This window comes from Paenibacillus sp. SEL1, from assembly GCF_054602535.1.
In genome coordinates this window covers 4,177,605-4,201,444 of sequence record NZ_CM137723.1, presented here as the reverse complement: position 1 = coordinate 4,201,444, position 23,840 = coordinate 4,177,605, and the positions used below count along the sequence as shown (strand labels likewise).

The window sequence follows — 23,840 nt, the reverse complement described above, 5'->3', positions numbered from 1 at the left end:
CCTTCTTTGGATGAGGGTTTTGCAAAAGAACTATGGATCTTATGTTTATTATGTCACCTGAACATCAGATTGATGAAACAAATGAACTATTATTTTATACTCCCTCATCCTGAAAAAAACAATAAGGAATGCTCCCTAAAATGAGCATTCCCGAGTAAGAAAGAGTATTTCGATAAAATACCCTTATGTATACAGTAATTTGAACCTTTCAGGCGTAATTCCTTCAGCTCGGCGGAAAGTTGCCACAAAATGACTGGCATCTCGGAATCCTACTCGCTCCGAAATCTCCTTTACTGTTAATTGCGGATATTCCGTCATCATTTCCTTGGCCTTCCGCAGCCGAATTACAATCAGATAAGCATAAGAAGTCACACCAAACGCTTGCTTAAATAATGTATTTAAATGACGGGAGCTGACATTCATCATAACTGCCATATCACCTAGGCCCACATCTGGACTGGCATAATTTTGCTCCATAAAGGCTAGTACAGGGGTTAAACGTTCTACATTATGGGATAGGGAAGGCATCGAGCTATGTTGTCCATGTTTACGCAATAGAGTCAGAAAACGATACATATTGGCCGAAGCATCTAATCCAGACAAATCACGTTCACTAACCATGGAATGGAGCATAGTTTCCCCAAAGCTGTGTAGCTCGCTATCCGGGTCCCAATGATACCCACGCGTATGCTTCAATCCCAGTGCAGTCAATACAGCAGCGGCGATGGGGCCGTCAAATGTAATGTATAACGTTCGCCATACCTTGGTCGCCCGTCTGTATGCATGGGATTCCCCGGGCAGCAGCAGAACCCCGGACTGCTCTCCCAGACGGAAACTCCCCCCTTTAAATGTAAACATCCCTTCACCAGACACCGTCTGAATCCAGTGAAAGCACGGATAACCCTCTGGACGGGACACATCTTCCTGCCTGCTGTTAAATCCGATACTTTCAATAAAAAGGGGTAAAGAATGCTCACGCGTAGTCAGGAAAAATCTTAAATGATGGGGAGTTAAAATCATAAAAAGCACCTCCGGCGTATGCGGGTATGTATTTCACATGTAGATCCATATTGTTATATACACGTTCATTTTATTATATTTAAAAGCAGTTATTTGTATTATAAGATAGGATTATTCTTATATACAGAGGTGATTGGCATGATAAGCAGTAAACTTCCTAAAGTATTTTACGGTGGAGATTATAATCCTGAGCAATGGGATGAGGCCACGCATCAGGAAGATTTACGGATGTTCAGGCAGGCAGGGATTGATATCGCCACGGTCAACGTATTCTCATGGGCCAAAATTCAATCCGACGAAATCACATATTATTTTGAATGGCTGGATCAATTGATTGACAGTCTTTATGAAAGCGATATCTTCGTTTGTTTAGCTACTAGCACGGCAGCGCATCCAGCCTGGATGGCTACGCGTTATCCCGACATTCTGCGGGTCGATGCTGACGGGCGTAAGCGGAAATTCGGCGGACGCCACAACTCTTGTCCGAATAGCCCAACTTACCGAAAATATGCGGAGCAGATGGCTGACCGACTTGCAGAACGATACAAAAACCATCCTGCGATCCTCGTGTGGCACGTGTCCAATGAGTACGGCGGGGATTGCTATTGTGATAACTGTGCGGCCGCATTTCGGGTGTGGCTCAAGCAAAAATACGGATCACTGGAAGAACTAAACCGGGTGTGGAATACTTCCTTTTGGGGTCACACCTTCTATGATTGGGATGAAATTGTACCGCCAAATAATCTGAGCGAGCATTGGGGAGAAAATCACTCGACCTTTCAGGGCATATCCCTCGATTATGCACGCTTTAATTCAGACAGTATGCTTGATTGTTATCTGCTGGAGTATAACGCGATTAAAAAACATGTTCCCGATGCCGTGATAACGACCAACCTGATGGGCTTTTTTAAACAACTGGACTATTTTAAATGGGCTAAGCACATGGATATTGTATCTTGGGACAGCTATCCCGGGGCCAATACTCCGATAAGCTATACGGCGATGGCGCACGATCTGATGCGCGGCTTGAAGGATGGGCAACCCTTTATGCTGATGGAGCAAACACCGAGCCAGCAGAACTGGCAGGCGTATAATTCGCTTAAACGGCCTGGCGTTATGCGGTTATGGAGTTATCAGGCAGTCGCGCATGGCGCGGACACGGTCATGTTCTTCCAGCTTCGCCGCTCGATCGGCGCTTGTGAGAAATTCCACGGGGCCGTCATTGAGCATGCCGGGCATGGGAACACACGTGTATTTCGCGAGGTGGCACAGCTTGGCAGTGAGCTTGGCGCATTAGGCAACACGCTACTTGACGCGACCGTTAATGCCAAAGTAGCCATTTTATTCGATTGGGATAATTGGTGGGCTTTGGAAAAATCAAGCGGCCCTTCTGTCGCCTTGAAATATATGGATCAGGTACACAAGTATTATGCTCCCCTCTTCCGGCGGAATGTACAGGTAGACCTGATTTCTGTTGATGCAGATTTCCAGAAATATGATCTCATTATCGCGCCTGTACTCTACATGGTCAAGCCGGGTACCGCCGAGAAGCTGGAACAATTCACAGAGCATGGCGGCACCTTCGTAACGACCTTTTTCAGTGGCATTGTAAATGAAAATGATCTGGTCACAACCGGAGGATATCCTGGTAAACTGCGTAACTTACTTGGGATCTGGGTGGAAGAAATAGACGCGCTTCTGCCGGAATCACACAATCGCATTGTATTGAAAGAAAAGGTGGGCGTATTACAAGGTGAATATAAATGCGGTCTGCTCTGCGACTTGTTGCATAGCGAAGGCGCCGAGGTGCTGGCCGAATACGGCGATGATTTCTATCAGGGCATGCCAGTGCTGACACGTAATCGTTTCGGTCAAGGTGAGGCATGGTACGTTGCTTCAGATCCTGAAGAGACTTTCCTTGATGGCCTACTGGGCTACATTTGTGAGCAAAAAGGGATTTCATCCCTACTGCGCGCTCCTGCGGGTGTAGAAGCCACTGTACGGACCAAAGATGGAAAATCATATCTATTCGTTCTGAATCATAACGCCCAGACGCAGCAATATCATCTGGATGATCAGAAAGGGAACGAGCTGATCAGCGGTAAATACCTAGAAGGAGATATTTCTATTGAAGGTTACGGCTTTCAAGTACTGGAGCTATCATAATCACTCAGATTTGACTCATGCAGTCAGATTGCTGCATGAGTCAAATCTAGGTATCAAAGGAGTTCATCATGAAACGACTGCTATGGATCGGCAGCTTGTCTTATTTTTTAATCGGCCTGGCACACGTGGTTGTAGGCTCCCTACTGCCTGTGTTGTTAGAGCATTACGGTAGAAACTATACGGACGGCGGAAGCCTAATCTTCGCTCAATTTTCCGGTTTTCTGGGTGGAGTCCTGCTGTCGCCGTGGCTTGCCCGGCGTTTCGGCAAACGCCGAAGTCTAGTATTCGCCCTGCTCCTGCTGTGCGCGGCTGAAGTGCTGTACTCATTGCTGCTGCCTTGGGGTTGGCTATATGCCGTCGGGGCAGCAGCCGGGTTTGGCTTCGGCATGGTAGAAACACTCATTGGCACTATTATTATCAGCGGTATTACTCAAGGAACGGGCGCGGCGATGAGCCGTCTGGAAGTCTTTTTTGGGATTGGCGCTTTGGCTATGCCCGCTATCGCCAGCCAGCTCATTGCTCTCGGTTGGTGGCGATTGGCCTTTCCCATCATTTCCATGTTTGCAGCCGTGACCGTCATAGCTTGGCTGCGTGGGTCCTTCGGCACGCTGGACGCTGTATTAGACCAACAGGAACACCGAGGTGACAACCATGCGCGCTCCACCAACTCATCCAAAACCCCCACGGTGGAGGCTTCTAAACGTAGCCCTATAGGCAATTGGAAGCTACTTGCACTATTTATCGTCTTTTTCTTTATCTATGTAGGAACAGAGATGAGCCTGGCTAATTTCCTGCCCTCCATGTTCATCGAACGTTTGGGTCTCACACAAGCCGAAGCAGCACTTAGTGTCACCTGCTTCTGGTTAGCAATGGCTACCGGCCGGTTATTCACAGGCTACATTGCCGATCGATACGGCTACGGTGTCTTTGTCGCCCTGAGCTCACTGGTAGCGACCTTGCTGCTGTGCGTGTTCCCGCTGATCAAAGGCACTGCCGGCGCCTTTATCCTTATTGTACTGCTGGGACTGGGCATGTCCGGGATCTTCTCCATCGCACTTGTTTTTGCCAGCAAAATGATGCCAGGCACCGAAGAATCCACCACCAGCCTGCTTATAGGCGCAGGTGGAGTTGGAGGAGCTCTGCTGCCTTTATGGCTCGGAAATAGCATGGACCGTGGTGGAGCAGTCTCATCGGCGTGGTTGCTGGCAGGCTTCGCCTGCATCCTGTGTCTGCTTGGAGGCATCTTGTACGCCCTATATGTGCGCAAAAAACGGCTTCAAACCGCTTCATCATGATACACGTCTCTACTGGCGCCTTTGTCTGTTCCTTGGTTGTCATCCAAGTGCACATTCAAAGGTGCTTTTTTACATACTAGACGAATGTACCTTGTACAGCAGCCTGTTTTTAGTCAAAATAGATCGTTTCCTATGGATCACAGGACAGATATCCATGCCTCCTCTAGATGAATGGAGTAGTATACAACAAACCATATGGAGGTGTTTGTATTGGGTCATCCTGAATTAAAACGAAAAAAAGGCCGTAAAAAAAATGTTTTTGTCCGTGCCTGGTTTGATAAGTTAGAAAAAAAGTTTGAGGAAAAGCCCCCAAAGAGAAAAGGCCGCTCGAAACGGAAAGGGTTCGGGAAAGACATCATCGTCAAAAAGCAACTTGTAAGTGTGAATATTAATCATGGCGCTTTAGGGCCTGAAGGGGATTCTGGAACCATAGGTGATTTAGCGCAGTTCGGTTATATTTATAATGTGAAGCCCCAAGTTGTTCCGATTGAAGGGGATGTCATTTTGGATACAAACGGTATACTTACACCTGGAATTGCTCATGTTCCAGGAACTACACAGATTGCTGTATCCGATGCTGGAAAATATGAAGTTCACTTTTCGGTGTCCGGTGTGGAACCTAACCAATTCGCCCTCTTTATTAATGGCGCACTGGCTGAGGGAACTGTATACGGCTCAGGAGCCGGGACACAACAGAACACAGGGCAAGCCATCCTCGCTCTGGCATGCGGTGACGTCCTTACTTTGCGAAACCATAGCTCTACTACTGCTGTTACCCTGCAAACACAAGCCGGAGGAACTCAAGCCAGCATAAACGCTTCTGTCCTCATTAGAAAATTGAGATAGGCTTGAACTCCCGCAAAGCCTCAGTGTACTAAAAAGGGTTTATCCATACAGCGAGGATAAACCCTGAATATTTTTAAAAGGCCATAATGATCCCTTTGTCATTGGCGTACATTGAACTAATCCCTCTGGTGGACACAATATGAATATCTTTAAATTGATAGCGTTTCTTCAGCGCATTCATTAATTTTTCCGCCAGCCCAGGATTATTGCAGTGAGTAATGACGATGCTTTCTCCTTCGGTAGCCCGGCCACTTTTTTCAATAGTATCTGCCAGCTTTTCGATAATTTGATTCTGACCGCGTGCTTGAGTAAAAAATGCGATATTCCCGTCACCATCCGAGCCTAAAATAGGCCTGATATGCAAGAGTGAAAGTATCTTTCCAGTGATTTTATTCATTCGTCCGTTCTTAACCAAATTATCCAGATTTTCTAAAACAAAGTAGGTTTTCATCTTGCTGATAAAGCTCTCCAAGGAAGAAATAATTTCGCTTTTATGATATCCCTCGTCAATCAACTTGCGTAGTTTTAGAGCTAACAAGAGCTGTCCAGCCGAAGCGCTTTTCGAATCAAATACATGAACATCCGCCCCTTCTTCTTCCGCCATATCTTTTCCTACCAATGCACTGGAATACGAACTGGACAGGTTGCTGGATAATGTAATGGCAAAAGAAGTATGCGCACCTTGAAAGGCTTCCTTATACAGCATAGGTGACGGTGATGCGGATCCAATTTTGGTTGTACAGGCTTTCATTTCTTCCATAAACTGAGGCAAGTCCAATGTGTCATCATCTACAAAGCATTTATCTCCCAGCGTCATATTCAACGGAATCGTAGTAACTTGCATCTCTTCTCTAAGCTCTCTCGTTAAATCACAGCAGCTATCCGCTATTATTTTATATCTCACCCGGTACACCCTCACATTATGTTATTTTTCAATAGAACGCGCATTCATAATACTCAAAGAAAGATCAATTAACCGTATAAATTCCTTCACATTCTTCTCACCCAAACCTACTACAAGCGCTTCAAAATAACCTTCAATTCTCTCTTGCTTCTGTTTAATCAAGGATTCACCATCTACTGTGAGCCTTACACACATTCGTCGTCTGTCATGCTCAGACATTTCCATAGTCACATAGCCTTTTTTCCTTAATCCCGTAAGCGCTGCCGTAATTCTTGATCTGGATACATGCAGATGATCGCTGAGCAAGGAAGGATTAATTTCATCATCCCGATGCTGAACTAAATATTGAAGCACATGGTTTTCCCCCTGAACAAGCTCCGTCAGGCTACTGAATAATTCCATGCCATAAATCCGGTTAACGGATTCTCTCAATTCGTCCCTTAGTTCATAATCTTTCATAGTGAACCTCCGCAACACACATAATACATACAGTTAACTATTAATACTATGTACTATAATGAATTGCCCACGATAATAACAATGAAATATTTGTGAATTTTAATACAAGGGTAAATGAGCTCAGCGTCGAATAAGAAAAAATACGCTTGATCACCTCTTGCCAGTTTACAGTAAAGGAGTTGTTACATAAGATGAAACGGTTTAGATGCTATTACAACTTCAAAGATCTATGAACCGGGATGTTGGAGATATATAAGCACTATAAGAAAAGGCCAACCACTAAATACGGGTTAACCTCATTATTTAAAGAATGTCTTACGTTTCTAAACGAATATGAACTAACTTTACAGCACCGTTTTAGCCGTGTCTTGGACTTGCTTCAGCAGTCCTTTATAGCCATCTTCATCAAGGTAACCAATACTTCCAAGCAGTAAGTGACCGACGGATTCAATTCCAACGAAATCAAAAATTCCCGTATCTGATGTGATCTTCAATCCTGCGGTCATACCGATTTCATCGTAGATCGCGTTGGGAGTACCGTGTGTATTCACGATAAAACCTTTTTTACCTGTAAGCAGCTTATTAATCCCTTCTACACCAGCCGTATATGCAAAGCCGTATGCAAATACACGGTCAACGTAACCTTTCAGGATAGCCGGAAGACCTGTCCACCAGATGGGAGAAATAAAAGTAATCGTATCCGATTGTGAGATGTATTCCTGCTCCACTTTGATATCAGCCGGGGTTTGCCCTGCTCTCATAGCGGCAGTATCCTCAGGTTTTAATACAGGTTGAAAATCAAGGGCATACAGATCGCGTACAACGACTTCGTCACCTTTTTCTTTCAAGGTATTTACAACCGTTTCGAGTATCGCATGATTAAAGCTTTCTGCGTTAGAGTGAGCATAGATGATAAGATGTTTCATTTTAATAACCTCCCGATGTTTTATTGTTATTTTGATATTAATATAGATATCTATACATTTACTTAAAAAAATTTATAATCTGTTTTTGACATGCTCCAGCAGATATTCCAGCTGTTCTTTTTCTTCATCTTTGAGACCACCATAGATGGTTTCTTGTAATCTGTTGGAGATCATCTCAAATATAGGCTCTATCTCTCTTCCCTTATCGGTCAGAAATATCAGGGTAACTCGACTATCCTCCCTTTCTTTTTTTCTTTCGACATACCCCAACTTCACTAGCTTGTCGATCAAAACAGTGACAGTGGGTTGCTGACGAGAAATTTTTTGCGTCAATTCCTTAATGGAAAGCCCGTCCTTTTGATAAAGGAACATTAGAATTCCACCATGAGTAGGAACAATCCCTTCAATTCCATTCGCTTCAAGCTCAGACACAATCAATTTATTGATCGAGTCTCTAATGGTTCCTATCAGTGCAGCTGCATTATTTTTTAACATACAAGCATTATTACATAGACATCTATATATATCAAGTATTGATGTCAGTCTGATCTGGTTTTAGTATATGAATGATTTCAAAGAACTAGGATTAAGTCTGTTATAATGAGATCTAAATTATCCAAGAAAAGAAAACTTTAAAGCAAATATGACTTAATCTAAAACGGTTCATGATGGACTGCTATCCAGACGCATAAAAAACCAAAATACCAAAGTTCCTTACCTCACTTTGAGTATTTTGGCTTACAGTGTTTATTTATGAAATGAAGAGGTGTTCAAAGTATGATATGTTTTAGTTGAGCGTTTGAAGTAACTCAGGTGTAAAGGTTTGAAGATCATGAATTCGGCCTTCACGTATTTTCGTAGCCCAAGCAGGATCTCCCAGAAGCGCACGCCCAACAGCTACCAGATCAAATTCATTGTTGTCCAGCCGTTCCAGAAGTTCATTAATATCTTGGTGTCCTGCCCCTTTTCCTTCCGTATAACTTACAAAATCCTCATCCAGACCTACAGAGCCAACCGTAATCGTGGTTTTTCCAGTCAGCTTCTTCACCCATCCGGCAAAGCTCAAATCGGAGCCTTCAAATTCAGGTACCCAAAAGCGACGTGTCGAGCAATGGAAGATGTCCACGCCCGCTTGTACTAACACATTCAGGAGCTGCCCCAGTTTATCCGGTGTATCGAACGGCTTTGCGTTGTAATCATTCATTTTCCATTGGGATAGGCGCATGGCAATAGGGTAATCAGGGCCAACCTCAGCACGAATAGCTTCCACAAGCTCAATGGCGAATTGTGCACGTTTTATGATATCGCCACCATAGCGATCCGTACGTTGGTTCGTTCTCTCCCAAAAGAATTGATCAACCAGATAACCGTGTGCTCCGTGAATTTCAACGCCGTCAAAGCCCAGTCGTTTTGCATTCGCAGCTGCATCGACATAGGCGCCAATGACCTTGGCGATTTCTTCTTCTGTCATCGGTTCGGTCACTTTATTGCCTTCCAGATCCAGCCCCGATGGACCAATCGATAGCGCTTCGGGATTCGGCTGAGATCCCAAAGGACGAGCCATCCCCATATGCCAAAGCTGCGGGAAAATTTTACTGCCAGCTTCATGAACCTGTCTGACCACTTCAGCCCAACTGTTTAAAGCCGCTTCCCCATAAAAATTAGGTATCCTCGGCTCACTGGTTCCAGCCGGATGGTCAATCACTGCACCTTCAGTAATAATAAGGCCTACATCATTCTCTGCGCGACGGCGATAATAAGCGGCTACATCCGGTCCTGGCACACCATTTGGTGATAAAGCGCGGCCCATTGCCGGCATTACAATACGAGTCTGTAAGGTCAGATTATGAATAGTATAAGGTTGAAATAAAGCTTCTGTTGAATGGACATTTTGCGGTTGATTACTCAAGGATTGTACCTCCTCATTTTCTTTTATCGTTATAAAGGATTATATGAAAGGCTGGTGCATCATCAAACGGGGTGCAAGTAAAATGTTAGCAATGTTTAATTTATCATTCAACCGACAAAATGTTCATTCTGTTGCTTAACCAAAAGGGTTATGAAATTGTTGTATATCTAAATTCACTTGTTGACAAAACAACACATGTTTATAATGGGGGAATCATTTGATTTACCTGAAAGGAGTGTCTTGAGGATGCCTGGTGTAACTTCACCCAACCCAAACGATCCGCGCGTCATTCGAACACGTAGATTAATTCTCGACGCATTCGTTGACCAATTAAATAAGAAAGACTTCTACACGATTACGATCAATGACATTACCCAAAAAGCCACCATTAACCGTGCCACGTTCTATGCACATTTTCAAGATAAATATGCACTGCTTGAAACCCTTTTGTCAGACGCATTTTTGGAGTATGTTATCAAGAGGATTGATGCTGAAGCACGTTTGTCGGAGGAGACCATTCAGAAACTTATTTTTTCGTTATGTGACTATCACGACTCAAGTAACCAATGCGTTCATAAATATAATTCAGTGGCACCGATCCTGGAAGAACATATTAAGAATCAATTAGAGCAATTCATACTTCAACTCATAACAAGAGAAGCCAATAATACAGACCAAAGAACGTTAGAACTTGCCGCAAACATATTAAGCTGGTCCATTTATGGTGTAACCTTTCGTTGGAATGCGGAAGGAAAAAAAGAGTCTCCTACAGCTTTAGCCGAGAGAGCTGTGCCATTAATCTTCAATGGGACTGTCTTATCTCTAGTCTCACAAATCTCTTAGTAGAAAATGCAAATAAAAAGGGCCGTTCCCAGTATTCTTCGATCATTTCCTGGGACAGCCCTTATAATATTTAACACAATAATTGTACCTTTTATTTAAAGAATTTTCTTAAACATCTCGATAACTTGTTCTTTGCTAGGTATGAACGGATTGCCCGGAGCGCAAGCATCCTTCATTGAGTTCTCGGCAAGCAGATCCAAATCCACTTCATTTACACCCAGTTCAGAAAGTTTGGAAGGAATCCCAACTTCCTTCGACAGGTCTTTGATTCTTTGGATTACATAGTCTGCGCATTCCTTATCCCTTTTCCCCTTATCTTCAAAACCGATGACCTTAGCGATGGCACGAAATTTCTCTGGTACATGCTTGGCGTTCTCCTCCTCCACAATCGGCAGCAGCATGGCATTGCAAACACCATGAGGCAAATCGTATACGCCGCCAAGCTGATGCGCCATCGCATGAACGTGACCCAATCCAGCATTATTAAATGCAAGTCCTCCCAAGAAAATAGCGTATACCATTTGCTCTCGTGCTTCTATATCATGACCGTTGCTCACCGTACGGGTCAAATAATTAAAAATAATCTCTACTGCTGCCAACGCAGTCGCATCCGTTACAGGATAGGAGCCTGGCGTAACCAAAGCTTCAATAGCGTGGGTCAAAGCATCTAGTCCTGTAGCTGCCGTTAATGCGGCGGGTTTATCTACCATCAATTCAGGGTCGTTGACCGAAATCGTAGCTACACTATTCTTATCAACCATAACCATCTTGACCTTGCGCTCTACGTCAGTAATAACATAATTAATCGTGATTTCAGCCGATGTTCCTGCTGTGGTATTAATAGCCACAATAGGAAGCGATTTATGCGTGGATTTATGAACGCCCTCATACTCGGTTATATGTCCCCCATTGGTAGCAATAATGCCGATTCCCTTAGCCGTATCCTGTGGTGATCCTCCGCCAATCGAAATTAAAAAGTCACATCCGTTTTCTTGCAGAAACTGAACACCATCATGTACATTTTTACAGGTCGGATTTGGTTTTACTTCATCGTATACCGCATAGTTCAATCCAATATCATCCAGCAAAGATGTAACCTTGCCTGCAATGCCACTCTTCATCAAAAATTTATCCGTAACGACTAGAGCTTTGTTTAAATTCAGTTCTTTTATATACGGCCCAACTTCATGCAAACATCCTGTTCCCATAAGATTGATAGATGGTACAAAAAATACATGTGCACTCATAAAAAATCGGCCTCCTAAGAATTCACTTCTTAATGCCTCGCTAAATACGGAATCAATCTCTAAAGTGAAATATTTCACACAGATAATTTTATCTTTACTTTGTTTTGATGTCAATAATAAAACACAGATATTTTTTTGTTTTATTTTTGTTTGTTTTGTTTTTTTGAATAAATCCAATATTTGGTGTACAACTAATCGGAGGCAGTCTCGTACAACTTAGATGAACACATTCACAATGAGGTGATAACAGCATGACAATCAACAAGAAAGTATTGCTGGCTCTGCTGGCGGTATCACTGCTCCAAGCTCCCCCCTCTTATGCAAAGTCGGTACGGACGACTCCGGTGACAACCGTTTATGTAGATGACCGCCCGCTTCAGCTTGCCGTCCAGCCGCTGCTGCTAGACGGGACAACGCTCATCCCCATGCGCCAGTTGTTTGAGGCGCAAGGAGCCAGGCTTTCCTGGGATGGATCCGGCAAAACCGTAACGGCAACCAAAAACGACACGGTGCTGACCTATCGCATCGGGGAACTCGCTGCCACCTTAAACGGCGATACGCTGTCCCTGAATGTTCCAGGACAGATTGTTGAGGGCAACACGATGATTCCACTGCGTTTTGTAAGCGAAGCACTTGGGAGCACAGTAAAGTGGGAGGCCTTGACCCGGACCATCCGAATTGCCTCCAGGGGCGATTTTTTCACAACGGTTCTTTTCGGGGTCAACCTGCGCAGCAAACCGGATTCATCGATAGCTTCCTCTTCCCTACGGCTTATTCCAGCCGACGAAAAGGTTCATGTCATTCGTGAGGTCAATGCTCTCTGGCTGGAAGTGCGCACTAAAGACAACCTGACCGGATACATATCGGCTAAACCAAAATACAGCGATTATACCAGCCCATCCCTGGTGGAACGACAAGGAGATGAACTGATCGCCTACGGAGAGAAATTCCTTGGTACTCCTTATGAATTCGGAGCAGCAAGCGGCCAGACATCGACCTTTGATTGTTCTTCTTTTGTGGAGGAAGTGTTCCGGCATACGCTCTCTATCGACCTCCCCCGTGTCTCTTACGATCAGGCTAAAGAAGGCCGGAAGGTCGGGCTGAACGAGCTGCGCAAAGGCGATCTGCTGTTCTTCAGCGCACGCGGCCTGGAGATCGGCCATGTGGCGATCTATGCAGGGAACCACACATTGCTGCATACCTTCTCCAAAGAACGCGGCGTTCATTTTGACACGTTTGATGATAAATGGCAGAAACGTTTCGTCACAGCGCGCAGGCTGTTTTAGGACGAACCAGATAGCCAATAACAGGAGGATTCCAGTACCACATTCATTATCTTCTGATTGCCTTTTGCCGGACGCCTCCCTTGCGGTTTGCGTTCAGGCGGCAAAAGGTCTGGGTTCATTGTTAAATGGAGGTCTAACGTTTAAAGGCTACGAACGCATAAAAGATTGGATTGAGATGTTAATCGTTTTAAAATACTAAGTAGAGTCTGTTGATTATAGACAGGAGGAATCGTTATGCAATTTGAGACAAACCGGCTCATCATTCGTGATATTGGCAGATCCGATTGGGAAAGTATACATACATACACGTCATTGCCTGAAGTTACTAGATATACGGCCTGGGGACCGAATACAGAAGAAGATACAAAGGCATATATAGAACAAGTTCTAGCTTCACAGCAGGAACAGCCACGACAAGACTATGAACTAGCCGTTTGTCTGAAAAATAATGGAACCCTGATCGGCGGTGTTGGTATTCATGTCAAAGATACTAATGCAGAAATCGGTTATGTTTTGAATCCAGATTATCAAGGGAAGGGTTATGCAGCAGAGGCAGCACGAGCGTTACTAGACTTTGGATTTAGCACACTTGCTGTCCACCGTATTTATGCAACATGTCGTCCAGAAAACAAGGCTTCTGAGAAGGTTATGCAACAGATCGGAATGCAACGTGAAGGTTTGATGCGTGAACACTGGTACTACAAAGGCGAGTTTCATGATTCATATTTGTACTCTATTCTTGCTGAGGAATATAACAGGACATAAAAGGTATTTTTTTATATCTAAATATATTTTTATATTTTTCAACAGACCATTACTCCTTAAGAAACATGTTGCTGCGATAAAATGATAGTTAAACCCTTTTGACTATCTAGTTTGAAAATATATATAGTTGGAAATAGGTGTTGTTAAGAATCTGTCTGAGCCATTCTGTGAGGAGTTTTAACGATAAATAGGTTTGAGGAACTTTTCTGAACGATATAATTTTTAATTTAAGGAGGGAACAACATGGAAGCTTTTGCAGAATATTTAGCGCATATTGATAACCCCCAACATCGGGCTCGAACGCAAGAGGTTTTGGCTTGGGTAACCAAGAAGTTTCCAAATTTAATGGCAAAAATTGCGTGGAGTCAGCCTATGTTTACGGATCACGGCACATTTATTATTGGCTTTAGCGTAGCCAAACATCATTTGGCCGTTGCCCCTGAAAAGGCAGGGATTAATCATTTTTCTGAGTTAATTATGCAGGCTGGCTATGATCACACCAAGCAGTTGGTACGTATCCAGTGGGATAGTCCCGTTGATTTCTCATTACTTGAGAAAATGATCGAGTTTAATATTTTGGATAAGGCAGACTGTTCAACCTTTTGGCGGGGATAAAAAAAGGTTCCTTTTCTCGTAAAACTATCGAGCATCACAAATAAGTATGTTTCTTCTCGCCCCTCTACCATCCTTCCAAATCTCATCATGCTAATGACCCTTAAAGTAACACTATGCTATAATGTGGAAAGTATGGATTGTTACATGCACAGGAGGATTGGAGTAAATGATTGGGAAATTTTTAATTTTCTCTCTACTATGGAGTTTGCTCGGCAACCCGTTTTTGGCAATGCTCGTACTCCTAATCGTGATCTATATATTGGATCGCAGCTTTGTCGGTGTATTGCCCAGCATCAGCAGACCATGGAAAAGAAGACGCAATGCCGCTCGATTGCGCCAACAGATTACGCTAAACGCCAACGATGTGGCTGCCAAGTTCGATTTGGCTCGTATCTGGATCGAAAGCAAGAAATATCCTCAGGCTTTGGAGCTGTTATTGGAAATTCAATCCCGTTATGAAGAATCAGCAGACTATTGGAACGCACGGGGAACGGCTGAAGTACACACAAACCATCTGGAGGTTGGAGAACAGCATTTATTGAAAGCACTGGACATTAACCCACGAGTGCAATACGGTGAGCCTTATTTGCATTTAGCCGCTGCTTTCAAGGAACGTGACGTCAATAAGTCGCTTCATTATCTGCAGCAGTTTCAGGAGATTCAGTCTTCTTCCAGTGAGGGCTATTATCTGACAGGCTTGATGTACCGTATGCTGGGACGCAAGGATGAGGCCATTGTAGCCTTTAACCAGTCCATTGCCGTCTATCGCTCTCTGCCCAAATACCGTAAACGAAGTGAGCGCAAGTGGGCTGTACGTAGCTTATTCCGTAAATTAATCGGCTAAACAGCTATATTTATTTTCTTAACGACCTTTCTCTTCTTTTGAGAAAGGTCGTTTTTACGTTTGTCTACCATGTACTTCCACGGACCTGAATCGGCTCACTTTCGCATCCTGAATTTGAGGCATTTTTTGTAATCAGTCGTTGACATGCCACATATCAGGTCATATAATCCGTTTATGAACTGATGAGTTTATACATAAACTTTAAAGTACAAAAAGACAGAAAGGATGATCATCTTGTTAAAACCCAGTCTCTACATATCTGCTATATTCATTCTTCTGTTCACCTCAGCTTGCTCATCTACAGGATCGAGTAATAATGAAGCAGCAGAACAACAAAAGCAAAAGGTGGAAGCGATGGTTGTTAAAAAAGAACCGCTGTCTGCTTCTTTTGACCTTTCAGGCACACTACAGCCCTATGAGGATACCTCCGTATCTTTTGAGTTATCCGGACTGATTCGCGACACAGTAGTCAATGTGGGAGACTCCGTATCCCAGGGGCAGATCTTGACGATGCTTGATTCATCCAGCTACCAGCTACAACTGGAGCAGTCTAGTACAGCTATCCTTGAAGCACAGGCAGGTATCAAAAATGCTACAGCCGCCATTTCCAGCGCAGATGCCTCCATTCAATCCGCCGACGCGCAAAAAGCAGCAGCTCAAGCTGGAGTTAACAAAGTGAACAAGGGTGCCCGTGAGCAAGAAAGGACACAGGTCCGTACCAAAGTGCAAAGAGCACAGTCCGCTTTGACTAAAGCACAAGCCACCGCTGAACGCACTAAGCTTTTATATGACCAGGGAGCTGCGACCAAAAACGATTATGAAAATGCACAGCTCGCTTTAACCAACGCCTCCAAGGATCTGGAGGATGCGCAAGAAGCCCTCTCCTTAATACAGGAGGGAGCCACATTAGAAGATCGGCAATCGGCAGAATCCAGCTTGCGGCAAGCCCAAGCCGGGAAAGAAGCTGCTATCGCTGCGAAGGAACAGGCAGAAGCCTCCCGAGATAACTCAACTGCGGCATATCAACAGGCGGTCATTGCCAAAAAGCAAGCCGAACTTTCCCTCTCCAAGACAGCTTTAAAAGCCCCCATTTCCGGCGTTATTCTGGAGAAAAAGGCAACGGTGGGACAATTGGCGAGCACTGGACAGCCGGTATATCGTATCGGACAAATCGACAAGCTCAAGGTGCTGCTCCCTGTTCCCGATCATGAAATCACGAACTGGAAGCAAGGTCAGACAGTCCAACTTCAACTGTACGATGAGAACAGAGAAGGAACGGTCAGCAAAATTTATCCGGCCACCAACACCAATACGGGCAGTATCAACGTAGAAGTGATTGTTCCTAACCCCCAGCATGATTGGGCCCCGGGACAAGTCATAAAGGCAGGCCGCCAACTGACTCAGAGTGAGCAAATTTTGCTCCCAGCCAAAGCTGTCATTAATAACGGTACAGATACTTTTGTCTATAAAGTGGTGAACAACAAGGCGGTCAAGACGGTCGTGAATGTCGGTCAGATGTCCAATAATAAGCTCGAAATTACCAAGGGGCTGAATGTCGGGGATCGTATCGTTACCACCGGAGTAAACCTGATCTACGATGGGCTGCTCGTTCAGATCATGGGGGGAACGAGCAAATGATTGCATATTTTATCAAAAAGAAAAAACTGACCCTCTTTATTTTTATCATGGCGATTGTTGCCGGGCTATATAGTGTCTCTCAACTTCCCCGGCAGGAAACGCCGGATATTATCAAGAAAACCGCTGTGGTCACGACCCTCTACCCTGGAGCTACACCCCAAAAGGTAGAACAAACGGTCACGAAGCCTCTGGAACAAAAAATGAAAGAAATCAATCATATTAAAAAGATTTCTTCTACATCCGAAAATGGACTTTCGACGATTATCATTGAGACAGAAGGCAACGCCAATGCCGCAGAAGTCTGGGATACATTACGCAAAAAAATGAACGATGCCCAATCTTTTCTGCCCACAGATGCTCAAAAGCCTGTCGTTAACGATGATTTGAATAAAGTATTTATCCATTCCTACGCCATCACGGGGGACTCTGTGGAGCAATTGTATCAACTAAATGATATGGTGATATCATGGAAGGATCAATTAAAAACCATTCCCGGTGTATCGGAAGTAACAATCAAGGGATTACCGGATCAAGAGGTTCAGATTCAGATTGATGCTCAAAAGCTCCAACAGTACCATATCAGTTGGGAACAGCTCATGAGTGCAGTGCAGAAGGAAAATGAGCAATATCCGATAGGCAATCTGGATTACAATGAACGTACCTATCGCTTGAATGTAAAGCAGTCCAAGGATGCTCAGGATTTGAGTAAAGTCATTATTTCCAGAACAGACAGCGGTGCTCCTGTGTATCTCAGTGATGTGGGCACCGTATTGCTTACACATAACACCAGCAGCTATATGGCCTTTTTTAACGGTAAACCAGCTATTACGCTGACGATTAACGGTAATACCGGCTCTGACGTAGACACGATTTATAGCAAAGTAAATAAAGAAATGCAGTTGTTAAAACCAGATCTGCCTAATACGTTTCAACTGAATACGTTATTTTCACAGACCGAGCGGATTGATCATATTTTTCATGGCTTGACCCGTGAATTGCTGTTTGCCATTGCGGCGGTTGTGATCGTATGTACATTGGGCTTGAATCTGATTACATCCTCTTTTGTGGCACTGGCTATTCCTATTTCAATCGCCATAGGTCTCATTATTCTCCCTATGCTCGGAATAACATTGAATCAGGTTACGGTCATTGGCTTAATTATTGTAATGGGGATTCTAGTCGATGATGCTGTGGTGGTTAATGATAATATTGAACGCAGAATGATGACCTTGGGCGAGAGTCCCAAGATAGCAGCATTAAATGGAACGAAAGAAGTTTCCATTTCCATTTTGACCGCAACCCTGGCAACTGTAGCCTCCTTTGCCCCGCTGTTCTTTTTATCAGGCGATGCAGGCTCCCTTATCAAACCACTACCGTTTGCTGTTATCTTTACGTTATTGGCTTCCATGCTTATGTCCTTTACCGTCATCCCAATCTTTAGAGAATGGTATGGACAACGAAATCAAAAAACGCCCAACTCCACCATGAAGCCGTCGGGACTGCTGGGAAAACAAATTGATGCTCTTCGTAACGTATATACCAGCAAGCTGATTCCGAGAGTCATTAAGCAACCTGGATTATATGCTGCATTAGGATTATTGATCAGTACCACGCTGTACGGCATACTTGCTCTGATTCCGATCGACCTGTTCCCCAGAACCAACGATCCGGAATTAAGCATTAATGTGCGTATGCCTACAGGTACTTCTATAGAAGAAACCAAGCGGGTCACCGAGGATATTGCCAAATGGGTGAAGCAGCAACCTCATGTGGAGACGATCAGTTATGCGGCTGGCGGCGACGCTCCCCGGTTGTTTCAAGATATGACCGCTGACGCCAAAACAGGCACAACCGTGGGTCAAATTGCTATTATTGGGGAAGAAGGTGCATTTGATCCCGATGAAATGGCAGACAAATGGCCCTCCATCTTAAAGGATCGTTATCCGGGTCAATCTATTTCCTTGAAAATAGCCAAAGTAGGGGTGCCTCTCGGTAAGCCGATCTCCATTCGGATTTTAGGCAATGATGTAGATCAGTTGCGTTCGTTGTCACAGCAGTTAAAAGAAGGCATTATGGCTACCAGAGGAACACAGGACATACAAGATAATATGGAAAATGAAGGATATACGTTAGATTTCCAAATCAACAAACAAGCGATGGATCAATATCAGGTAAGCAATAATGATCTGACACGTACACTCTTGTTAATGGGTAATGGCGTGAGCTTTAGCCGATTTGATACGGGGAAAGATTTGATCAATATTAAGCTGAAGCTAAGCCAAACCGATCAAAATCCTGAAATTTTGTTTCAGCAATTGAATGTGACCAATGCCAATGGTATTCAAATCCCTTTATCTCAATTGGCTGAGTTGAAACCATCCTTTGCAACACAAAAAATTAACCATTATAATTTAAAACGTTCGATTACTGTTGAAGCTGAAGTTCACGGGCGTACAGCTTCCGAAGTCATGAAGGATGTCAAGCTTAAATTGCAGGATATTAAATTTCCTCCAGGCTACACTTGGGAAATTGGGGGCGAGATTTCAGGACAAGATGACATTTTATCAGAAATAGGATGGTTATATGTTGTCGTCATACTATTAATCTTCATGCTGATCTTTTTGCAATTTTATTCTTTCTCGACTCCACTCATCATATTGACTACCGTGTATATGGCAGCAGCAGGCGGATTTCTTGGTTTGTTCATTCTAAATACGCCGGTTAGTTTTATGGGCGTGTTGGGCTTAATGACCTTGGCAGGTATTGTCGTACGTAACGGCATTGTGCTGATTGAGTTTATTGAGGATGCAAGACGTGAAGGGATCGAACTGAAGGAGGCCGTTGTTGCAGCGACCAAAGCGCGTTTCCGCCCCATATTGCTTACTTCACTGACAGCCATTGTCGGTCTGATTCCGATTGCGCTTATTGGGGAACTTATGTTTAGACCTCTGGCGTATACCATTATGTTTGGATTGATGTACTCGACCATTCTTACGATGTTTGTGGTTCCGTCCCTGTATATGGTTATTGCCCGCTGGAAATTAAAGAGACAGAGCAAAAAATTGGGGGTACAATGAAAAAAATAACGAGTGAAGATATTATCTATGCCGCCCTTTCCCTGTTTTCTGAAAAAGGGTACGATGCCACCTCGGTGGATGAAATTGCCCGCGAAAGCGGGATGGTGAAGGCTTCCTTTTATAAATACTTTCAAAGTAAAGAAGAGTTGCTGCTGGGGACAATCGTCCTGATTGAAAAACTTCTTGATGCAGATATTAAAGAACTTTATTTGAAGCACCAGCTACCTTCCCGTGAAAAGTTGAGACAACTGTATTTGATTGCGCTGGGCCGGATTTATAAGAATAAAGTTCATTTACTGGTATACTCCGTCCCTTTAATCGGTTCTAAGGAAGAAAAAATCGCACAAGCCATTGATCGTGTTGAACTTTATTTGTCTAACGTGATGGTTGATTTCTTAATTGATGCTTATGGACAATCTATACGTGACTATGCGTATGATATTGAGTTTGTCGTCAAAAGCATGATTGTCAATTCCCTCCGATTGAGCGATTCAGAGCTGTCCTGGACGGAGCAGCAAACACTGGCTGAATTTATGCTCAGCATTACGGATATGCTGGCACAAGGAATGCTGAGCCCTGATGTTCAACATCAAATCATGTGGGGCCGCGATTCCGTATTCCATGAAGATTCTGATCAAATCTGGACCAAGGGAAAACAAATCTCCTATGCACTGCAACGTATGGATACGGTTCTGAAACAAACTAAATTAAATGAAGCTCCCCGGAATGAATATGTGCAAATCCTAAGCAGATTAAAGGGTGAACTCTCGGAAGAAAACGTGGAAATAGCTCACGTGAAAGCCCTCCTTCTATTTTTGGGTCAGCTGCCCGAGTTACTGGAAGACTGCACCAAGCTGAAGGCTATATTGGAAGTTTAGTACGCCGAAATGCAGAAAAAGAGGTTCATGATGGTCAGTTTCTACTGCCATCATGAACCTCTTTCTTTAATATACTTTGTCCGATCCAAAGCATCCTCTCACGCTCACCGTAACGGCGCATAACCAAGCCGATTCAGCTCTTCCGCAATCACGCGATAACCACGACTGTTCGGATGCACCCGATCTAACGAAAGCAGTGCCCGTTCATAGCCCTCAAATGCGGGATAAATGTTCGCCACCCGGTAATTTGGTCCGCCCAATGTATAGAGAAACGAGTTATACTGGCGCACATATGCTCCCGCCTCCCTCACCCCTGGAAAAGGATTATATAATCCCACCATTCGGATGATAAATGGCTCACGCTGACCGGACTTTATCTGATACAGGACATGTACAATTTGGCGCACATGTTCTTTTGTGTGATTCAACGCTTGCGGAATGGAAGAACCCGACAAGCCGGAACCTCCAGCAAGGGCACTGATGTATGGGCGCAGATCATTTCCGCCGATCGTTACGGTTATAAGTTCAGCCCGGCTGAGCGCCGACCGAAAAAGCGGATTGTTGCGGACCATTGACAGCAACTCCTGCGATGTCAGCCCATTGATTCCCAGATTCTCGTAACTGACTGGCGTACGGAGATGTCTTTCTGCCATTCGCCGATAGATAGGTACAAATCCGCCGCTCAGCAACGTCCCTGCACCTGTTGTTAAAGAATCTCCAATCGCTGTGTAATGGTACGCCAATGAAACTCACCTCCCTCTTTCTACATAACATATCTTATGTAGAAAAAGGGACGCGGGACCCGGAGATTCGCTTATTCTTCGTCTATTTCATATACACAATGGAATTGCCCACCCTCTGGCAAATCCTCTGATCCATAGACGGCAAAGCCCACGTTGCGGAAGAAATCTGCCCCCTCCGCATCCGTGTCCACAGTAAGCCGTTTCGGATTACGCTCCTGAATGAGCGTAAGCAGCATACCTCTGGCATATCCTCTATGACGGTTTTCAGGCAACACGGCCAGATGACGAATTACGGTTGTCCCATCCTCCTGCTCCTCAAAGCCGACAATACCTACAATAAGTCCTTCATCTTCTACACCGAACAGCTTCCAGTCATCCGAGGCTTGATAGGTACGTAAAGCTGCTTCTCCGCGTTCAGGGTGATCCAGCACAGCGTAGGTTAACAGCTCCAGAACCTCCTCACGATCTGAATCTGTTTTTATATTTTTAAACATTGTTTGTCGTCTCTCCTTAATATCCTGAAATTAGGATTACACTCTAATTCTCCATAATAAGCAACGGCCAGTTATCAAGCCATTGCTTCTCAAATACACGCTGACGAAAAGCCGTTGTGTGACGAAACAAAGGGCTTTGCCGTACCCGCATATCCAGTAAATCTTCCAATCCATGCGGACAAATGACCTCTATTTGATCCTTGTCATTCAATCTAACCGCCACAGCCGTTGCCGTCTCTGGCCAGCGGCTCATCGCATCCTCTACCGAGGAATACGGAGCCTCACCGTTGCGAATATGCATCCGAGCCTGATTTTTGACAGACCAGTTACGTCCGGCCTGCTTACGGTTCAAGGACAATTCTAGATACTCATCTCGTTCCTCTAGCGTATTTTTCGGGTCAAAATAAATAACATCAATATCGTTTAAAGGTGTAGCAGTTGTATAGCCATGGAGCTTGTCCCAAACCCGGTTACGTACATAGCCTGCGGCAATACATCCTTGTGGCAACTTCAGCTCTCGCACATAGCGCAAGTCTTGCAGTACCTGCGGATCATTCATATATTGTATGATTCGTAGCGCATTTTCTTCCGACTTCATCCTGCACTCAACTCCCTTTTTATGATGACAGTTGCTGCACCGATTTTCCTCCCTGAGCCGCGATCCGTGCTGTACGCTGCACCAGACGGCGGCGTGCGACCAGAAGGAATGGAATACCAATCACAACCGACAGGGCAACCGGAACAAAAACGGCAAGCGGCGCCGTTTGACCATAGATATCCAGCAACCAGCCACCAAATAAAGGAGCCAGCACGCTTCCCAAATTATTAAAGCCGATTGTACCGAAGTAGGTCCCTTTATATTGAGCATCTGCAATTTGGTCAATCAATACGTCCAGCATCGTGAACAATAACACTTCACCAACCGTAAACAGCACCATATCCAGTATAAACATCCAGCCTGAGTTTAGCATACCGCACAGCAACAGGCTGACCGCAATACATATATTCCCTGCAATCAAGGAATTCACCGGGGAAAATCGGCTTGCCAGTCGCACCAGCGGATATTGAAATGCCAATACACAAACCGCGTTGACCGTCAGCATGTATGTAAACCATCGGGTTCCTTCTGCGAAGGATAAGGACAAGAATTGAGGCATTGTGGAATTGGAATGCGCATAGCCCATCACACAAAATACCGTTCCCAGCAAAATTGGCATAAACACCGGATCACGGCTGGCTGTGCGGAATGCCTCGCCCATTCGCAGTGGAGCCTCTTCCGCCGTTGTACCTATATGCAGATCCGATGCATACCGGGCAAATTGGATCAACAACAGTACCCCGTACAATGCGTACACACCAGCAGCAACCATAAACGGCGTACCCGTGGATGCAGATCCTAGCATTAAACCAAGCAACGGCCCTGCCACCACCCCAACATTAATGGCCGCATATCTCATATTGTAGATAAGCAGTCTTTTCTCCTTCGGGGTTATATCTGATAACAGCGCCCGTGAGGTTGGCTCGAACAAGGATCTGCACAGGCCATTCAGAGCATTAATGACAAAAAAGGCCCAGGCCGCTTCCGCCAACGCAAAAGCAACGAATACAAGCGCCCAGCTCGCAATGGACACCAGCATCACCTTACGCCGTCCGATTCGATCTGAAATATATCCACCGTAAAAACTGGCAAAAATGCCGACCAACGAGCTGACCGATACGATCACCCCCGTATGAAAGGGGGACACCCCTAAACGGGTGGTAAGGTAAATAGACAAAAACGGGATACTCATGGATGTCGCCATCCGCCCAAAAATAGTACCGACAATAATCGTCCAGGCCAGCGGGTGAATAGAACGCAACTGTTCTTTCATATATGTCTCTTACG

22 protein-coding genes are annotated in these 23,840 nt (G+C 44.6%); 11 read left to right on the top strand and 11 right to left on the bottom strand.

Going from position 1 to position 23,840, the window contains the following annotated elements; translation table 11 throughout:
• Positions 1-183: 183 nt before the first annotated feature.
• Positions 184-1,020: an AraC family transcriptional regulator gene (locus tag ACYCSE_RS19645; protein ID WP_069291699.1), complete on the bottom strand. Its 837-nt coding sequence runs from the start codon at positions 1,018-1,020 to the stop codon at positions 184-186.
• Positions 1,021-1,158: 138 nt separating this feature from the next.
• Between ACYCSE_RS19645 and ACYCSE_RS19640 the strand changes: the two genes are divergently transcribed.
• The 3 genes from ACYCSE_RS19640 to ACYCSE_RS19630 all read left to right on the top strand — a co-directional run bounded on the left by ACYCSE_RS19640 (position 1,159) and on the right by ACYCSE_RS19630 (position 5,327).
• Complete coding sequence (locus ACYCSE_RS19640; protein WP_250261731.1) at positions 1,159-3,186, top strand: beta-galactosidase; 2,028 nt, start codon at positions 1,159-1,161, stop codon at positions 3,184-3,186.
• A gap of 68 nt (positions 3,187-3,254) precedes the next feature.
• Positions 3,255-4,481: an MFS transporter gene (locus tag ACYCSE_RS19635; RefSeq protein WP_459699487.1), complete on the top strand. Its 1,227-nt coding sequence runs from the start codon at positions 3,255-3,257 to the stop codon at positions 4,479-4,481.
• Between the two features lie 210 nt (positions 4,482-4,691).
• The gene (locus tag ACYCSE_RS19630) at positions 4,692-5,327 is read left to right on the top strand and encodes a BclA C-terminal domain-containing protein (protein ID WP_061831340.1); all 636 of its coding nucleotides are present in this window, start codon (positions 4,692-4,694) and stop codon (positions 5,325-5,327) included.
• A 73-nt stretch (positions 5,328-5,400) separates the two neighbouring features.
• On the opposite strand, the gene ACYCSE_RS19625 is transcribed toward ACYCSE_RS19630, so the two are convergent.
• The 5 genes from ACYCSE_RS19625 to ACYCSE_RS19605 all read right to left on the bottom strand — a co-directional run bounded on the left by ACYCSE_RS19625 (position 5,401) and on the right by ACYCSE_RS19605 (position 9,525).
• Positions 5,401-6,231 (bottom strand): DegV family protein, encoded by an 831-nt coding sequence (locus tag ACYCSE_RS19625; RefSeq protein ID WP_025718529.1) that lies wholly within the window; start codon positions 6,229-6,231, stop codon positions 5,401-5,403.
• A gap of 21 nt (positions 6,232-6,252) precedes the next feature.
• On the bottom strand, positions 6,253-6,690 hold the full coding sequence (locus ACYCSE_RS19620) for a MarR family winged helix-turn-helix transcriptional regulator (RefSeq protein WP_459699484.1): 438 nt from the start codon (positions 6,688-6,690) through the stop codon (positions 6,253-6,255).
• 344 nt (positions 6,691-7,034) lie between these two features.
• Positions 7,035-7,616, bottom strand: a complete 582-nt coding sequence (locus ACYCSE_RS19615; RefSeq protein ID WP_459699481.1) for an NAD(P)H-dependent oxidoreductase — start codon at positions 7,614-7,616, stop codon at positions 7,035-7,037.
• A 72-nt stretch (positions 7,617-7,688) separates the two neighbouring features.
• Positions 7,689-8,111 (bottom strand): MarR family winged helix-turn-helix transcriptional regulator, encoded by a 423-nt coding sequence (locus tag ACYCSE_RS19610; protein WP_061831337.1) that lies wholly within the window; start codon positions 8,109-8,111, stop codon positions 7,689-7,691.
• Between the two features lie 292 nt (positions 8,112-8,403).
• Positions 8,404-9,525: an NADH:flavin oxidoreductase gene (locus ACYCSE_RS19605; protein WP_459699478.1), complete on the bottom strand. Its 1,122-nt coding sequence runs from the start codon at positions 9,523-9,525 to the stop codon at positions 8,404-8,406.
• 246 nt (positions 9,526-9,771) lie between these two features.
• Here ACYCSE_RS19605 and ACYCSE_RS19600 point away from each other — a divergent pair, with 246 nt between their 5' ends.
• A complete protein-coding gene (locus ACYCSE_RS19600) occupies positions 9,772-10,368 on the top strand; it encodes a TetR/AcrR family transcriptional regulator (RefSeq protein ID WP_459699476.1) in 597 nt (198 codons plus the stop codon).
• A 95-nt stretch (positions 10,369-10,463) separates the two neighbouring features.
• Here the strand turns inward: ACYCSE_RS19600 and ACYCSE_RS19595 are convergent, their stop codons facing one another.
• A complete protein-coding gene (locus ACYCSE_RS19595; protein ID WP_459699474.1) occupies positions 10,464-11,615 on the bottom strand; it encodes an iron-containing alcohol dehydrogenase in 1,152 nt (383 codons plus the stop codon).
• 251 nt (positions 11,616-11,866) lie between these two features.
• Here ACYCSE_RS19595 and ACYCSE_RS19590 point away from each other — a divergent pair, with 251 nt between their 5' ends.
• The 7 genes from ACYCSE_RS19590 to ACYCSE_RS19560 all read left to right on the top strand — a co-directional run bounded on the left by ACYCSE_RS19590 (position 11,867) and on the right by ACYCSE_RS19560 (position 20,718).
• A complete protein-coding gene (locus ACYCSE_RS19590; protein WP_459699472.1) occupies positions 11,867-12,901 on the top strand; it encodes a C40 family peptidase in 1,035 nt (344 codons plus the stop codon).
• 234 nt (positions 12,902-13,135) lie between these two features.
• A complete protein-coding gene (locus ACYCSE_RS19585; protein ID WP_459699470.1) occupies positions 13,136-13,666 on the top strand; it encodes a GNAT family N-acetyltransferase in 531 nt (176 codons plus the stop codon).
• Between the two features lie 243 nt (positions 13,667-13,909).
• A complete protein-coding gene (locus ACYCSE_RS19580; protein ID WP_165175703.1) occupies positions 13,910-14,281 on the top strand; it encodes an iron chaperone in 372 nt (123 codons plus the stop codon).
• Positions 14,282-14,447: 166 nt separating this feature from the next.
• Positions 14,448-15,125, top strand: a complete 678-nt coding sequence (locus tag ACYCSE_RS19575; RefSeq protein ID WP_160789433.1) for a tetratricopeptide repeat protein — start codon at positions 14,448-14,450, stop codon at positions 15,123-15,125.
• Between the two features lie 225 nt (positions 15,126-15,350).
• On the top strand, positions 15,351-16,763 hold the full coding sequence (locus ACYCSE_RS19570) for an efflux RND transporter periplasmic adaptor subunit (protein WP_459699467.1): 1,413 nt from the start codon (positions 15,351-15,353) through the stop codon (positions 16,761-16,763).
• The gene (locus ACYCSE_RS19565; protein WP_254325855.1) at positions 16,760-19,840 is read left to right on the top strand and encodes an efflux RND transporter permease subunit; all 3,081 of its coding nucleotides are present in this window, start codon (positions 16,760-16,762) and stop codon (positions 19,838-19,840) included. The genes ACYCSE_RS19570 and ACYCSE_RS19565 overlap by 4 nt, the downstream gene beginning before the upstream one ends.
• Entirely contained in the window at positions 19,837-20,718 is an 882-nt protein-coding gene (locus ACYCSE_RS19560) for a TetR/AcrR family transcriptional regulator (RefSeq protein ID WP_459699464.1), read from the top strand. The genes ACYCSE_RS19565 and ACYCSE_RS19560 overlap by 4 nt, the downstream gene beginning before the upstream one ends.
• A gap of 104 nt (positions 20,719-20,822) precedes the next feature.
• Here ACYCSE_RS19560 and ACYCSE_RS19555 read toward each other — a convergent pair whose 3' ends face one another.
• From ACYCSE_RS19555 to ACYCSE_RS19540, 4 genes are all read right to left on the bottom strand, one after another.
• The gene (locus tag ACYCSE_RS19555; RefSeq protein ID WP_322159293.1) at positions 20,823-21,461 is read right to left on the bottom strand and encodes a GDSL-type esterase/lipase family protein; all 639 of its coding nucleotides are present in this window, start codon (positions 21,459-21,461) and stop codon (positions 20,823-20,825) included.
• 71 nt (positions 21,462-21,532) lie between these two features.
• Complete coding sequence (locus tag ACYCSE_RS19550; protein WP_069291686.1) at positions 21,533-21,955, bottom strand: GNAT family N-acetyltransferase; 423 nt, start codon at positions 21,953-21,955, stop codon at positions 21,533-21,535.
• Between the two features lie 43 nt (positions 21,956-21,998).
• Positions 21,999-22,553, bottom strand: a complete 555-nt coding sequence (locus ACYCSE_RS19545; protein ID WP_165175713.1) for a nucleotidyltransferase family protein — start codon at positions 22,551-22,553, stop codon at positions 21,999-22,001.
• Between the two features lie 19 nt (positions 22,554-22,572).
• Complete coding sequence (locus ACYCSE_RS19540; RefSeq protein WP_459699461.1) at positions 22,573-23,826, bottom strand: MDR family MFS transporter; 1,254 nt, start codon at positions 23,824-23,826, stop codon at positions 22,573-22,575.
• Between the last annotated feature and the right edge of the window lie 14 nt (positions 23,827-23,840).